Genomic DNA, 13,627 nt, shown 5'->3' on the forward strand with positions numbered 1-13,627 from the left:
CCTTCGCATGGAGTCATGGATGCTTCCCCCGCCGAAAGGGTTGCAACCCCATCGGCACTTTATTCGTTCCCAGGGCCATTCTAGCCACGGGTGGCCACGACAGGGGGAACCGACGCCGCGCGCATGGCCGGTGCGAATACGGCGATCTGGCCGAGCAGCCAGAGCAGCACGGCCCCCAGGGGCAGATAGAACAGGGGCAGCCGCGGGAGTTCGTATTCCCTCATCAGGAACAGGTTGACCCCATACGCCAGCGCCATGCCGAGCGCGATACCCATGCTGGCGAGCAGGAAGTTTTCCGTCTGGAAGTAACGAAGGATGTCGACGCGGCGGGCACCGAGGGCACGCCGAACGCCGATCTGCCGCCGTCGCTGCCCCACCCAGAAACTCGCCAGGCCGACGATACCCAGGGCGGTCACCACGAGCAGGACGACGCACACGGCCGCCAGCAGGCCGGCCATGGCGCGGTCGCCGGCAAAGCGTTCGTCGCGGACCGCACTGAACTTTTCCTTCTTGACGATCACGCGACGCGGGTCGATCTGCTTGAGCTTTTCGACGGCGAGGGCCAGTACCCGATCGGCCTCACCCGGGTGGCTGCGGATGATGAAGGAGCCGTCGGTAGCCGTCGTTTCGCGCCAGGGCTGCCACGTGGAGAACTCGGCCACGGAGCGATCGACGCCGCCGGCACTGGCGAGGTGATCCACGATGCCGATCACACGCATCTCGGTGTTGCTGCTGCCTATCCAGACGGACCGCCCGAGCGCCGACGCGTTACCGAAAAGATGGTGCGCGAGACCCTGGGTGATCACGATGACCGGCGATGGCTTGGCCTTGCCCGTGACCAGATCGTCGAGCCAGACGTACTCGCCCGGCTCAAAGTAACGCCCCGCCACCAGACGCGTGCCCAGCGTTTCGCCAACGCCCTCGCCGTAGAAATTCTTTACGTCCACGGTCGAAGACGCCTGGTTCGGCGCGAGGTTGAGGGTGCTACCCCAGCTGGTGTCGCCAAGCGGCAGGCTGTTGGTGATCGTGGCGGCCGCCACACCGGGGATGGCGCGCAGCGCAGCGAGGTCGGCTTCGGCACGCGCATGATCGTCGCCATGCCTGCCGATGTCGGAGGCGACGATATGCACCACGTTCGCCTCGTCGATGCCGCTGGGGGTATCCAGGATCGAAAGGCGGTCGCTGATGAGGAACACCGCATTACAGACGATGGCGCAGGTGAGCGCGATTTCGAGGACCACCAGGCTGGCCGTAAGCCGGTGCTTGCGCAAGGCGGAGAGAATGGGACCGATGTCCTTCAGCATGTCATTGGCTCTTCAGTTGCAGCGCAGGAGTGATACGACAGGCGCGCCACGCCGGCAGCACGCCAGCGGCGACCGTCGCGCCAATCGCCATCGCGAAGGTCACGCCGAGCATCATCAGGTCGAGGTGAGCCAGCTTCGCGTAGGACACCGGTTGCAACCGAACCATCCACAAACCGAGCCAGGACAACAACACCCCGGCAACACCACCCACGAGGCCGACCATGCCGGCTTCAGTCAACAGCTGGCTGAAGATGCTGATGCGTGAGGCACCCAGCGCGCGCCGCACGCCGACCTCGCCCGAGCGCCGCATGAACTTCGCGAGCATCAGGCCCACGGTGTTGATCAGGCACACGAGGAAAAACGCGAGCGCCAGCCACACTTGCAGCCGCACGTCGCTCGGCACGACCTTTTCGTGATCGAGCCAGCCCATCAGGTCGAGCATCCGCGTATGCGCCGGCCGCTCGAAGCGCCCGATGGCTTTCTGCTCCGCGACGTAATGAGAGAGGAAGTCACGGTAAGCGGCCACCTTGGCCGGACTGTCGAGCTCCACCCAGAATTGCAGCCACGCGCACTCGGAGGTTTCCAGTGAACTCTCGTCGCCCGAGCCCTTGCCCCAACACTGGATGCCGCCGGCGCGACTGAGCAGGAAGTCGCGTGATGTCGACAACGGGATGAAAACATCGTCCTGTTCCGAGAATGCTCCCACGTTCAGGTCGAAGAAATGCGGCACCGGGCGCCAGGGTTTGAGCACACCGATCACGCGCAGGTCGTGACCGTCCGCGCGGACCGTGCGGCCCGTGCTGTCTTCGCCATGGAAGAGCTTGTCATTGAGGTCGCTGCCGATCACCGCCACCCTGGCGCGGCTATCGTCCTCAACTGACGTCCAGGGTCTGCCGTAGCGGAACGGCGTCTCGAACATCGGAAAGAAGTCGGCGGTGGTATAGCGTGACGACGAAAAGAACGGATCCATGCGGGCATCGGTCGTCTGCATGGCGACCTTGCCACCGACCATCAACGCCTGATGGTCGGCGCGGTGCGAATGCAGCAGGCTCATGCCATCGGCCCAGGTCAGTTGCCGTGGGTATTCCTGGCTCGGAGAGGCCTGGTCCGACGCATAGTCCTTCATGTCGCGCGGATCCATCTGCGGATAAAAGATCGATGCACTGCGGCCCGGCAGTGGATCGCCCGACAACACGTGCAGCACGGTCAGCGTCGTCATGCACGCCCCGATACCCAGGGCGATCGCAAGGATCATCAGCGCCGTCAGTGCCCGGCTTCGCTTGAGGCTGCGAAGCGCGAGCTCCATGTAATAACCAAACATTCCGTTCTCCGTGATGAAACGTCAGACGCTGCGCGTCGCCTCGACGGGCGACACCCGCGAGGCACGCAACGCCGGCGCGAACACGGCCGCCTGGCCGAGAGCGAGCAAGGCAACGACACCGATCGCGACATAGGTAAGCGACAGACGCTTCATCTCGAAGTGGGTGAACATCCACTGGCTGAGGCCGACCGCGAGTATCACGCCAACGATGACGCCGACCAGGGCGATCAGGAAGTTTTCGGTCATGAAGTAGCTGAGGATATCGCTGCGACGGGCACCGAGCGCACGACGCACACCGATCTGCTTACGACGCTGGCCGACCCAGAAGCTCGACAGGCCGACGATACCGGCCGCCGTGATCGCCAGGAGCACACCGCAGACCACGCTCATCAGGATGGCCATGCCGCGGTCGGCGTCATACGCACGCCGGCGCACTTCCTCGAACTTGCGGATACCCACCTTGTCCGGAAGCACACGCATGCGGTTCGTTGCATAGAGTGCGGGCGGGATGGCCTTGAATACCGCGTCTTCCTGACCCGGCTGCGTGCGCACGAGGAACTGCTGGAAGCTGCTGTTGAACATCACCGGCATGATGGTGACGTAGTCGCCTTCGACAAAGTCGTTCTGGATCCAGGGCGTCGTCAGCTTTTCGACGATGCCGATGATTGTCGAGGGCTTTCCTTTAGCCAGGTAAATCACCTTGCCCAGCGCGTTGCCATCCGGGAAGACCTTGTCCGCCAGGGCTTTGGTGACGATCACCTGCGCCGTGCCCGGTTGCTGCTGGCGCCCGACGGTCACCGTTTCACCGGCCGTGAAGTTACGCCCGGCGATCAGGCGTACACCGAGCGTCTTCAGGGCGTGCTCGTCACCGAAGTAGAGCGCAGTGGACTGACCCTTCGCCTTCGAATCCGGATCGGTCTGCACACCTGTGGACCAGCCACCCTGGCGARGCGGATACGAGTTCGTGACGTACGCATCCACGACACCTGGAAGCGAACGCAGGGTCTGCAGATCCGTCTTCATGAGCGGGGTGAAGTCTTCCGGCGCGCCGACGTAATCGTTCGAGACCGCGATGAGATTGGTCTCGTCCAGGCCGGTCGTGCGATTCACCTTGTCGACGCGCTCGTGCACGATGAATAGCGCATTGCAGACGATGGCCAGTGTGAGCGCGATCTGCAGCGCGATGAGGATCGTGCCTGACTTGTGCCGGCGCAACGCGGAAAGAATGGGCTTGATCTGCATGATCATGTCCTCAGTTGGATTTCAGCTGCCAGGCCGGCTGGACCTGGGCGGCGCGCCATGTGGGGTAGAAAGCGGCGATCAGCGAGGCGACGATCGCAACGACCAGGGTAAGCAGGATCAGGACCGGGTCGAGCTTCGCCAGACGGGCGACGGGCTCGGGGAACACCAGGCCGACACCGAGAATACCCACGCCCGTCAGAATCAACCCGAGCACGCCGCCAGCGACGCCGATGGTCCCCGCTTCGATCAGGAACTGCGCGTAGATGTCCTTGCGCGATGCGCCGAGGGCGCGACGCACACCGATCTCCGGAGCGCGGCGCATGAACTTCGCAAGCAACAGGCCGATGGTGTTGACCAGGCAGATCACCAGAAAGCCCAATGAGACGATCAGCGACACCTGCGATTCCTTCGGCACCACATGCTGGACGTCCAGCCAGGTCATCACGTCACGCACCTTGATATTCGGCGCCCAGCTGAAGCGGCCTGCACGCTGCTGGTCGGCGGCATAGCCTTCGATGTACTGACGGTAGCTGTCGGCTTCCGCCTTGGTGGGCAACTCGCTCCACAACGACAGCCAGATGCATTCCGACCGCAGGTAGTTGTCCCAGCCTTCGCCCGGCTCGGCGATGCAGCTGTTGTTGCCGGCATTGGGCAACTTCAGGTCAACAGCGCGATTGAACGGCACGTACACCTTGGCGCCCTCGTCGAAGCCGCCCGTATTGGGCACGTCGAAGAACAACGGCTGGGGCGCCCAGTCCTCGATGACACCGGTGATGCGGTACAGGTGGCCGTCGAGGTTCAACTGCTTGCCGACGCTCTGGCCGCCGTCGAACAGCTTGTCGTTGAGCGACTTGGCAATGACCACGACACTCGCATGTTTTTCATCGTCCTCGAGCGTCCAGCCCGTGCCCTGCAGGAACGGCACGTCGAACATCGGGAAGAAGTCCGCACCGGTGGCGTAGGCACCCTCCCGTATCGGCAAGCGGCCCGCGTTATCGGGAATCACCGAGACCCCGATGGGGTAGGTGATCGTCTGGCGCTTCGCCTTATGAGCGCGCAACAGGGCCGTCGCGTCCTTGTAGCTGAGCGCCTGCGGCGGCTCGCCCTTCTCGATCTTGTCGGGACCCCAGTTGTCCAGCTGGGTGTTGAACAGCTGGCTCGACTTCTGCGGAATCGGATCCCGCGACGTCGCGCGGAATACCGAGTACGTGGTCATCGAGGCGGCGACACCAAAACCAATGGCCATCACCATCAACCCGGTGAGGACCGGGTTGCGGCGCAGGCTGCGCAGTCCGAGCTGGAGGTAGTAACTGAACATGGAGTTCCCCGGAGCGTTGGGCGGACGGATCAGGAAAGGGCGGCGTGCGGCTGCGTGTGGAAACGCGGTTCTTCAGACAGATCCACCACCTGGCCGTCGATCACGTGAACGTTGCGCTGGGCACGTGCGGCGAGTTCGGGATCGTGGGTGACCATGACGATGGTGGCGCCTTCGCGGTGGATCTCTTCGAGCAGTTCCATCACGCCGCGGGCCATCTGCGTGTCGAGGTTGCCGGTCGGCTCATCGGCCAGAAGCAGGCGCGGCGAACCGGCGAGTGCACGGGCGATGGCGACGCGCTGCTGCTGACCGCCGGAGAGTTCCGCCGGATAGTGCTTGGCACGCGAAGCGAGGCCGACACGCTCCAGTGCATCCATGATCCGCTGCTTGCGCTCGGCCGCCTTCATGCCGCGATAGCGCAGCGGCACTTCCACGTTGTCGAACACGTTGAGGTCGGGAATCAGGTTGAAGGCCTGGAAGATGAAGCCGATCTTCTCGTTGCGGATGCGCGAACGGGCGTTGTCGTCSAGCTGGCTCACTTCGACGCCGTCGAGGTGGTATTGCCCACCGGTGAAGGTTTCGAGCAAACCGGCAATCGTCAGGAAGGTGGTCTTGCCCGAACCCGAGGGACCGGTGACGGCGACGAACTCGCCTTCCTTCACGTCGATGTTGAAGTCACGCAAGGCGTAGGTCTCGACGACTTCCGTGCGGTAGACCTTGGCGAGATGGGTCATCTTGAGCATGGCGGTTCCTTCGTGGGTAAGGGAATGACGTTGGATCAGCGGCTGATGGCGACGTGTTTCGCGTCACCGAAGGTGTCGGCGCCGGAGATGACGATCTTGTCGCCCTCTTTCAGGCCGCTCAGGATTTCGACCTTGTCGATGCTGCTCGCACCGACGCGGATGTCACGGCGATCAGCCATGCCGTCGGCGACGACGTAGGCGTAGCGTCCAGCGCTTTCGTCGACAAAGGAGCCGCGCTGCACGGTGAGCACGTTGTCGCGCTTGTCGAGGAGCACGCGGACGGAGAGACGCTGGCTCTGGCGCAGCTGGCTCGGCGTGGCGCCGTCGAAGCGCAGGCGAGCGGCGACTTCGCCGTTGACCACTTCGGGCGAGATCGCACTGACCTTGCCGTTCCACACCTTGCCGTTGCCGCTGATCTCGCCCGGCATGCCGATCGCGAGATCCCGCGCGAAGCTCTCGGGCACCTTCATCTCCACCTGCAGGGCGGAAAGGTCGATGACGCTGAGCAGCTGTGCGTCCTTCGCGACCGTGGCACGCTCGGCGATGAACGCCTGGCCCACCTGGCCGTCGACCGGCGACTTCACGTTGAGCTCTTCGACCTGGCGCTCGAGGTCCTGCACCAGCAGTACCTGGCGGTCATACGCCAGCTTCTTCGCCTGGATGTCGAAGGTCAGGCTGCCGTTGTCAGTGGTGAGATCGGACTGCGCGTGCTTCACCGTGACGTCGGCCTTGTCGAGCGTGGACTTGGCCTTGTCGACATCGGCGACCGGTACGGCACCTTTCGCAAAGGCACCTTCATAACGCTTGAGATCACGCTGGCCGGCGGTCTGGTCGATGACCGCGTTGTCGTACGCCTTCTGCAGCTCGGAGCGCTTCTTCGTCGCGTCGATCTGCGCACGCAGGAATTCCACTTTCGCCGCGTCGGCCGCGGAACGTTCCTGGGCGAGTTTGGCGGCGAGGTCGGGACTGGTGATGGTGGCGAGCACCTGGTCTTTCTTGACCACGTCGCCCGGGTGCACGGTCAGCACGACCGCGCCGGCGGACGTCGCATACAAGGTGGGGCTCACGGCCGCCACGACCTTGCCCTCGGCGGCGATATCGCGGACGAAGGGTCCGCGCGACACCGTCGCGAAGCTGAGCCGCGAGGCGCTCACCGAGCTGTCCGCGGAGAACATCGTGGCGACATGGGGCAGCGCGAACGCGAGCCCGGCGACGACGGCAACGCCGGCGCCGATGTAAATCATCAGCTTGCGCTTGCGGTTGGACCCGACTTCGACGAGGCGGTCAGTGGCGGAGGTATCGCGGATCATGCTGGCTTCCCTGGATTCTCTTTGGAGGGAAGAGAGCAAGCCGCGTGCCAAGCCGTGACATTGTTTTAAAACATAAGGTTATGGCGCATTTCCGGTTTCGGCGTCGTGTCCGCGGACAGAGTGTCCGGACACTGCGCCGGTCGGACAGGCGTTCGCTCAGACCGTGATGCCCACCGACTCGGAGACTGCGATGTCGCGCGCCACGCCACGGCCCAGCGACGAAATCAGCACGTCGCGCGCACCCAGCACGGTGAAACCGACCATGCGCCGGCGCGTGAACGAGAGTACCCGGGCCCGCCATGCACGCAACCACTCGCGGTCGGGTAGTTCCCGGGTCGGGGCATCGACCGGCGTCGCATCGACGAAGAGCCCATCCCAGGCGAGGTAGTCGGTGTCCGGCAGCAGATAGATGCGGGCGAGCGCTTCGCCCTCACCTCCCACGCAATCGATCCACTCACGCGGACCTTCCGCGGTGATCGCGCAGGTCAGGCCGACGTACCGCGTGGCCAGCAGCGGCGCGAGGTCCGCCGATTCGACGAGGCAGCCGAAAGACTCGTGATCCTGGAAGGGACAGCTTTTCGCGCCCGGCGCGAGGTAGAGGACACCACCAAGCTGACCGAGACCCTCGACCAGCGTGCGTGGCGTGATCGCCAGCCAGCGCGTGGCGGGAGTGGAACGGGCACGCGAGTGCATGCCGAACGAAGCTAACCAGCCGAACATAGCGCGTCTCCCGGGTGACTGCCGGAAAAGGATGCCTGGCTGGGCGGCCTGGAAGGGCCAGCGTGGCTTGGCGTCGGGGAGAAGGTGCCTGGCGGAGCAGGCCTCAGCGAAACAGGCCTGACGGGGGCAGGCCTTACTTGGTAAGAATGAGCTTGTCGTTGCGCGTGAGGCGCAGGTGGTACTCGTTGCCCTGGTGCTCGATCACGAGCTCCCGCGAGCCGTCGAGCAGACGCGTGCTTTCGATACGACGGGCGACCGCGGGGGCGGCACGCAGCGCAACGACCTTGTCACGGCCGCCGTTATCGGTCAGGGGAAGCGATCTCATCAACATGGCTCAGCTCCGGGTAAGAGGTTCGTCTTTGATGATAACGATTCTCATTTACGCGTCAAGGGGTGAATCAAAAAAAGCCCGAACTGAGTCGGGCTTTCGTTGACCTGCTATCGCCGCTGGAGCGGCTCCCCACAAAGGCTGCAGCCAGGCGTCATGCGTCGGCGTGCATGTCCAGCAGTGTCGTCTCGAGCGCCTCGAGGTCCGGGATCACGGCCGTGTCGTCACGGACGAGGACACGGGCGCGGACGCCGAACGGCAGGTCGTGGCCATCATGGGTCGGCAGGAGGAGTTCCGCGTTGAGTGTCGTCAGGCGGGGAAAGCCGTGGGTCAGGACCGCGACATAGGGCATCTCGGGATGATTGGTCACGCCCTTCAATACCGCCACGCGAGGCGCCTGGTTCACACCGTCTTCGGGTAGCGGAGCAACGTGATCGAAACGCACCAGCGGGATACGCCAGCCACGCCAGGCGATCCGCCCGACCAGCCAGGCCGGCGCGTCGGCCACCGGCTCGATGCCGGCCAACGTGATCACTTCGGCCACCGCGGCGTTCGGCAACAGCAGGCGCACACCGCCACTGGGAATCAGGACGCAGCGGATTTCGCGCGGTAACGGCTCGCTCATGGGAATTCCTCGATCAGTTTCTGTGCCAACGCGTGAACGTCGCCGGCAAATCCGGCCACGCGTTCCTCGCGAATCCCGGCCACCATATGCCCGGTCTCGGCCTCGGGCGCGACCGTCTCGACCCAGACACGGCCGCCGGCGTCGTACACCGCCTGCGACCCGGCCACGGCATCGTTACCCCGACCGGCGAAGACGATCGCCAGCGCATCCGTACCGAACCCGCCGGCAAGGGTGCTGAAGATGCCATCGATCGAGGGACCGGTCGCGGAACCCGTGCTGCCATCCTCACGTACGGTGACGCTGCCGTCGCGGCGAATCTGCACATGCGTGCCACGCGGCACGACGAGGATCTCACCGTGCTCGGTATGCGACCCATCCGTGGCTACGCGTGCGCGGCCAAGGCGCTGCGCGAAACCGTTCGCATCCTGGTCGTGGTGGACCGCGACCAGAATGACCGCCGGCATGCGCTTGGGCAAGGCGGCGACGAAGGCGGTCACGGCGCCTTCGCTTTCACGCGAGCCACCCAACGCAACGATGCGGCGCACCGCGCGCGCGCTGCCCTCAAGGAACATTTCATGGGAGAAGTCGCCATCGGTACGCGGCGCGATGGCCTCTTCCATCGACACGAGCTCGAGCGAGAAGCCCGGCTCGAGCCCGTGCGAGCCGTCGTCGACCACGTCCTGCGCGAGGTACTCGGCGGCGCTGACGGTTTCGATGCCGAAGTCGGCCGGGCTTCCGTGCGCGGGCACATCGAGAACGATCGTGTCGTGATCCACCAGATCCCACTCGGGAGCCGGCGGGGGTACGTATTCCGTGGCACGCGATTCGATCTGGAGAGCGGGCACGCTTTCCGGGGGAGCGACTGTCACGCTCTCCGCGTCGGTCGCGAGACTGAACTGACTGACGTCGAATTCCTGTTCCACGGTGGGGGCCGGAGGGGGTGCCTCGTCGATCACTTCGAAACCCGAAAGATCGAGCGAGGCCAGTTCGGTCAGCTCCAGCGGTGCCGAAGGAATGTCTTCCAGTCCGTCGGAGCCGTTGATCGAATTCGCGTCGCTGTCGGCCAGCAGGGCCTCGAGTTCGGCGGCGAGCCTGACCGGATCGCTGCCCTCGCCCTCTTCCCCGTCGTCTTCCACGGCATCGGTCTGGGTAGCCGAGAAATCGAGGGAGTCAGCCAGATCGTCAGTGTTGTCGGAGGCGTCGCCGTCGTCCTCGATCGCAACGAAACCGACGTCCTCGGCCATCGTCATCATCGGTGCCTCGGCATAGCCGTGACTGCCGGTAATGGCGAGATCGTCCGAAAGGGCCTCGTCGAAGGTTTCTTCCGCAGGTGCGGCCACGCCGGCGATCGCCTCGAGGCGCGGCTCGATGGCGCGCGCATCTTCCGGACGCGGCGGATCCATGGGGTTCGTACCGACCAGCTTGGCAGCGAGGTGCCTGGCCCAGCGGGCACGATCCCAGCCTTCCAGGTTGCGGCTGGCGTCGGCATCGTTGAAGACGAGGCGCGGATGGCCGCCTTCAACCGTGTCATAGAGGCGATCGAGATCGCCATCGCTGGGGTCGTCGAGATCGACCACGACCACATCGGCCGATGAACCGACCAGCTCGGCCGGCGCGAACGCCCGCAGGTCCGATTCGTAGACGATCCGCGCACCCTGGGCGACGAGGGCGTCACGCAGGTGTGCGGCGAGCGCCGCGTCGTCGAACAGCAACGCGACCGACGGCTCGCGATCAGCCATGGGTCACTCCGAGCACGTCGTTGATCTGCACGATGAGGTCGTTCTCCTGGTAAGGCTTGCCGATGTAGCGCTCGACACCGATATCGAACGCGCGCTGGCGATGCTTATCGCCCGTGCGCGAGGTGATCATGATGATCGGCACACCCGCCAGGCGTTCGTCCGCCTTCATCTGCGTCGCCAGTTCATAGCCATCCATGCGCGGCATTTCGATATCGAGCAACATCAGGTCGGGCACGCGCTCGTTGAGCTTCTCGAGGGCGTCCACGCCATCCTTTGCCGTCATCACTTCGAACTCATGGCGCTCAAGCACGCGACCGGTGACCTTGCGCATCGTGATCGAGTCGTCGACCACCATGACCAGCGGCTTCACGCGGACCTCGTCCTGCACGCGCGGTGCGTGAGGCACGGCGGCCTCCGCCTCGAATGCACGGCGTGCCACACCGTGACGCACCATCGGTGCGAGGTCGAGAATCATGAGCACCGAACCGTCGCCCATGATCGTCGCGCCGAGGATGCCCGGCACCGAACTGACCTGGGGGCCAACCGGCTTGACCACGATTTCGCGAGAGCCCAGCACGGCGTCGACGCGGATCGCGGCGCGCAGGTCGCCCGAACGGGCGAGCAGCAGCGGTACGTCGCCTTCCTCGGGCGAGGAGACCACGTGCACGCCGAGCAGCTGCGGCAGATCGTGGATGGTGTAGTCATCGCCGAGGTAGTCGAAACTCGGGTTCTCCTCGGCCATGCGATGCGCCAGCTCATTCGGAGCCACGCGCGCCACACCGTGCACCGAGGTCATCGGGATCGCGAAGTTGGTTTCGCCAATGCGCACGATCAGAGCCTGGGTCACCGCGAGGGTGAACGGCAGGCGCATCACGAACGTCGTGCCGACGCCCTTCTGTGATTCGATACCCAGCGTACCGCCGAGCTGCTTGATCTCGTTCGCGACCACGTCCATGCCGACGCCGCGCCCCGCCACCTGGGTGACCTTCTCCGCCGTGGAGAAGCCCGGTACCTGGGTGAGCTGGAAGATCTGGTCGTCGGAGACGCGCGCGTCCGGACGCAGCAGGCCGCGCTCGATCGCCTTGGCCCGAATCACGTCGCGGTCCATGCCGGCACCGTCGTCGGACAGGCGAACCACGACCTCGGTCGCTTCGCGCGACACCTGGATACGTACGGTGCCTTCGGGATTCTTGCCCGTGGCCTCGCGGGTGTCCGGTGTCTCGATGCCATGGGCGACCGCATTGCGCAGCATGTGCTCGAACGGCGCCTTGATGCGGTCGAGCATGTTGCGGTCCATTTCGCCGTTGGCGCCTTCCACCACCAACTGGGCCCGCTTGCCGACGTCGCCGGCCGCCTGGCGCAGCGTGCGGCGCAAGTTGGGCACCATCGCGTCGAACGGCAACATGCGCGTCTGCATGAGACCTTCCTGCAGTTCCGCGTTCACTCGCTGCTGCTGGAGCAGGAGGTTTTCGGACTGACGGGTCAGCTCATCGAGAATCGTCTGCAGCGACACGAGATCGGATACCGACTCGGCCAGTGCGCGCGAGTACTGCTGCAGCTGCGAGAAGCGATCGAGCTCGAGCGGGTCGAAGTTCGTCGCACCCGTTTCGCGGTGTTCCTGGTGGTAACGCGCGATGATCTGCGCTTCGGTTTCGATTTCCAGCATACGCAGCTGGCTGCGCAGGCGGCTGACCGTCTGTTCGTGCTCGGTGAGCGTCGAACGGAAGCTGGCCGTCTGCTGCTCCAGGCGCGAGCGGTAGATCGACACTTCGCCGGCGTGATTCACCAGCGTGTCGAGCATGTCGGCGCGGACGCGGATCTGTTCCTGCGACGAGCGCTGGAGTTCTTCTTCCTCGAACTCCGGCAGCAGCTCCGGCAGGTCGCGATCGAGGACCGGAATCGTCTCGGCGTCGGCCAGCGGCTCGAAGCCGGGGATCGGCGCCGGGTCGACGGTGATGATCGCGGCCTCGCGTTCTTCGCGATAGCTCTCGGCCGTGAGCGTATCCGGCGCGATCGGCGCACCGGCAAGGCGCGCGAACGGCTCGATGTCGGCATCGTTCAGTGCGATGGGGCGACCCAGGGCAATGCTCTGGATCATGCCGTGCAGACGGTCGAAGCCGACCTCGGTCGCCTCGATGGCGGGGCGATCGCTCTCGCGCTGGCCACCGGCCACCGCATCGAGCAAGGCTTCCATCGCATGAGCCAGATCGCCAACGACGGCCAGGCCAGCCATGCGCGCACTGCCCTTGAGCGTATGCAAGTCGCGCTGGAGGGCCGTCACGTGCTCAGCCATCTGCGGCTCGGTACGCCATGCCGCGAGGGCACCATCGGCGTGATCGAGGATCTCGCGTCCTTCTTCGACGAAGACCTCGAGCAGGTCGGGGTCGATATCGGCGTACGGCGACAGCTCCGGGATCATCGCCACGACAGGCTCGTCGACGGGCTCGTCGACCGGCGTGTGGACCGGCTCGGCAAGTGGCTCGTGCGACTGATCTTCGATGACGACGGTATCGTCTACCGGCTCGTCATGAGACGCCGCGACGAACGACGGCTCCTCGACATCCGAAGTCGCTTCGGCGTTCGAAGTGACTTCGACGTCCGAAGGCGCCTCGACGGACTCGTCGACGTTCGCGAGTTCCGTGAGTTCAGTGAACCCTGCGAGTTCCGTCGGCTCGACCGCGGCCGGTTCGGCCGTGGTGGACTCGGTCGGCAACGCGTCCAGGGCGAACGCCTCGTCGGCGAGGAAACCCTCTTCTTCGGAAGCGGTCTCGTCGATCGTCTCGTCGATCGCCTCTTCGTCGTCGATCAGACGTGGCTCGACCAGACCATCGTGACTGTGCAGGACGTCGCCGTCATGCGACATCGGCTGAGGCAAGGCGTCGGTTTCTTCCGGCGCAACCGCCTCGTCGTCGAGGCCGCCGATGAGCGAACGCCACGCGGCGTCTTCTTCCGCGTCGTACTTGAGGATCGGCTTGACCTC

General features: G+C 64.9%; 10 protein-coding genes and 1 pseudogene. All 11 read right to left on the reverse strand.

All coding sequences use genetic code 11. The features are described 5' to 3' along the window. Positions 1-80: 80 nt before the first annotated feature. Positions 81-1,304 carry an FtsX-like permease family protein gene (locus AC1DYM_RS00990; RefSeq protein ID WP_477335090.1) on the reverse strand — a complete coding sequence of 408 codons (1,224 nt, stop codon included), beginning with the start codon at positions 1,302-1,304 and terminating at the stop codon, positions 81-83. Position 1,305: 1 nt separating this feature from the next. Beyond that, positions 1,306-2,625 (reverse strand): ABC transporter permease, encoded by a 1,320-nt coding sequence (locus tag AC1DYM_RS00995; RefSeq protein ID WP_477335092.1) that lies wholly within the window; start codon positions 2,623-2,625, stop codon positions 1,306-1,308. 21 nt (positions 2,626-2,646) lie between these two features. Next, the gene (locus AC1DYM_RS01000; RefSeq protein ID WP_477335094.1) at positions 2,647-3,867 is read right to left on the reverse strand and encodes an ABC transporter permease; all 1,221 of its coding nucleotides are present in this window, start codon (positions 3,865-3,867) and stop codon (positions 2,647-2,649) included. 10 nt (positions 3,868-3,877) lie between these two features. Then, the gene (locus AC1DYM_RS01005) at positions 3,878-5,185 is read right to left on the reverse strand and encodes an ABC transporter permease (protein ID WP_477335096.1); all 1,308 of its coding nucleotides are present in this window, start codon (positions 5,183-5,185) and stop codon (positions 3,878-3,880) included. A 29-nt stretch (positions 5,186-5,214) separates the two neighbouring features. Then, positions 5,215-5,925, reverse strand: a complete 711-nt coding sequence (locus tag AC1DYM_RS01010; protein WP_046968474.1) for an ABC transporter ATP-binding protein — start codon at positions 5,923-5,925, stop codon at positions 5,215-5,217. Positions 5,926-5,960: 35 nt separating this feature from the next. Further along, positions 5,961-7,235: an efflux RND transporter periplasmic adaptor subunit gene (locus AC1DYM_RS01015; RefSeq protein ID WP_477335098.1), complete on the reverse strand. Its 1,275-nt coding sequence runs from the start codon at positions 7,233-7,235 to the stop codon at positions 5,961-5,963. Positions 7,236-7,391: 156 nt separating this feature from the next. Beyond that, positions 7,392-7,955, reverse strand: a complete 564-nt coding sequence (locus AC1DYM_RS01020; protein ID WP_477335100.1) for a hypothetical protein — start codon at positions 7,953-7,955, stop codon at positions 7,392-7,394. 133 nt (positions 7,956-8,088) lie between these two features. Further along, positions 8,089-8,286: a hemin uptake protein HemP gene (gene hemP / locus AC1DYM_RS01025; RefSeq protein ID WP_046968472.1), complete on the reverse strand. Its 198-nt coding sequence runs from the start codon at positions 8,284-8,286 to the stop codon at positions 8,089-8,091. Between the two features lie 151 nt (positions 8,287-8,437). Continuing rightward, on the reverse strand, positions 8,438-8,908 hold the full coding sequence (locus tag AC1DYM_RS01030; protein WP_477335102.1) for a chemotaxis protein CheW: 471 nt from the start codon (positions 8,906-8,908) through the stop codon (positions 8,438-8,440). Next, positions 8,905-10,647: a chemotaxis protein CheB gene (locus AC1DYM_RS01035; protein WP_477335104.1), complete on the reverse strand. Its 1,743-nt coding sequence runs from the start codon at positions 10,645-10,647 to the stop codon at positions 8,905-8,907. The genes AC1DYM_RS01030 and AC1DYM_RS01035 overlap by 4 nt, the downstream gene beginning before the upstream one ends. Continuing rightward, positions 10,640-13,036 (reverse strand): annotated as a pseudogene (locus AC1DYM_RS01040) (response regulator); the annotation flags it as partial. The gene AC1DYM_RS01035 and the pseudogene AC1DYM_RS01040, both read right to left, overlap by 8 nt. Positions 13,037-13,627 lie beyond the last annotated feature (591 nt).

Source organism: Luteibacter sp. P1_D3 (genome assembly GCF_056406135.1).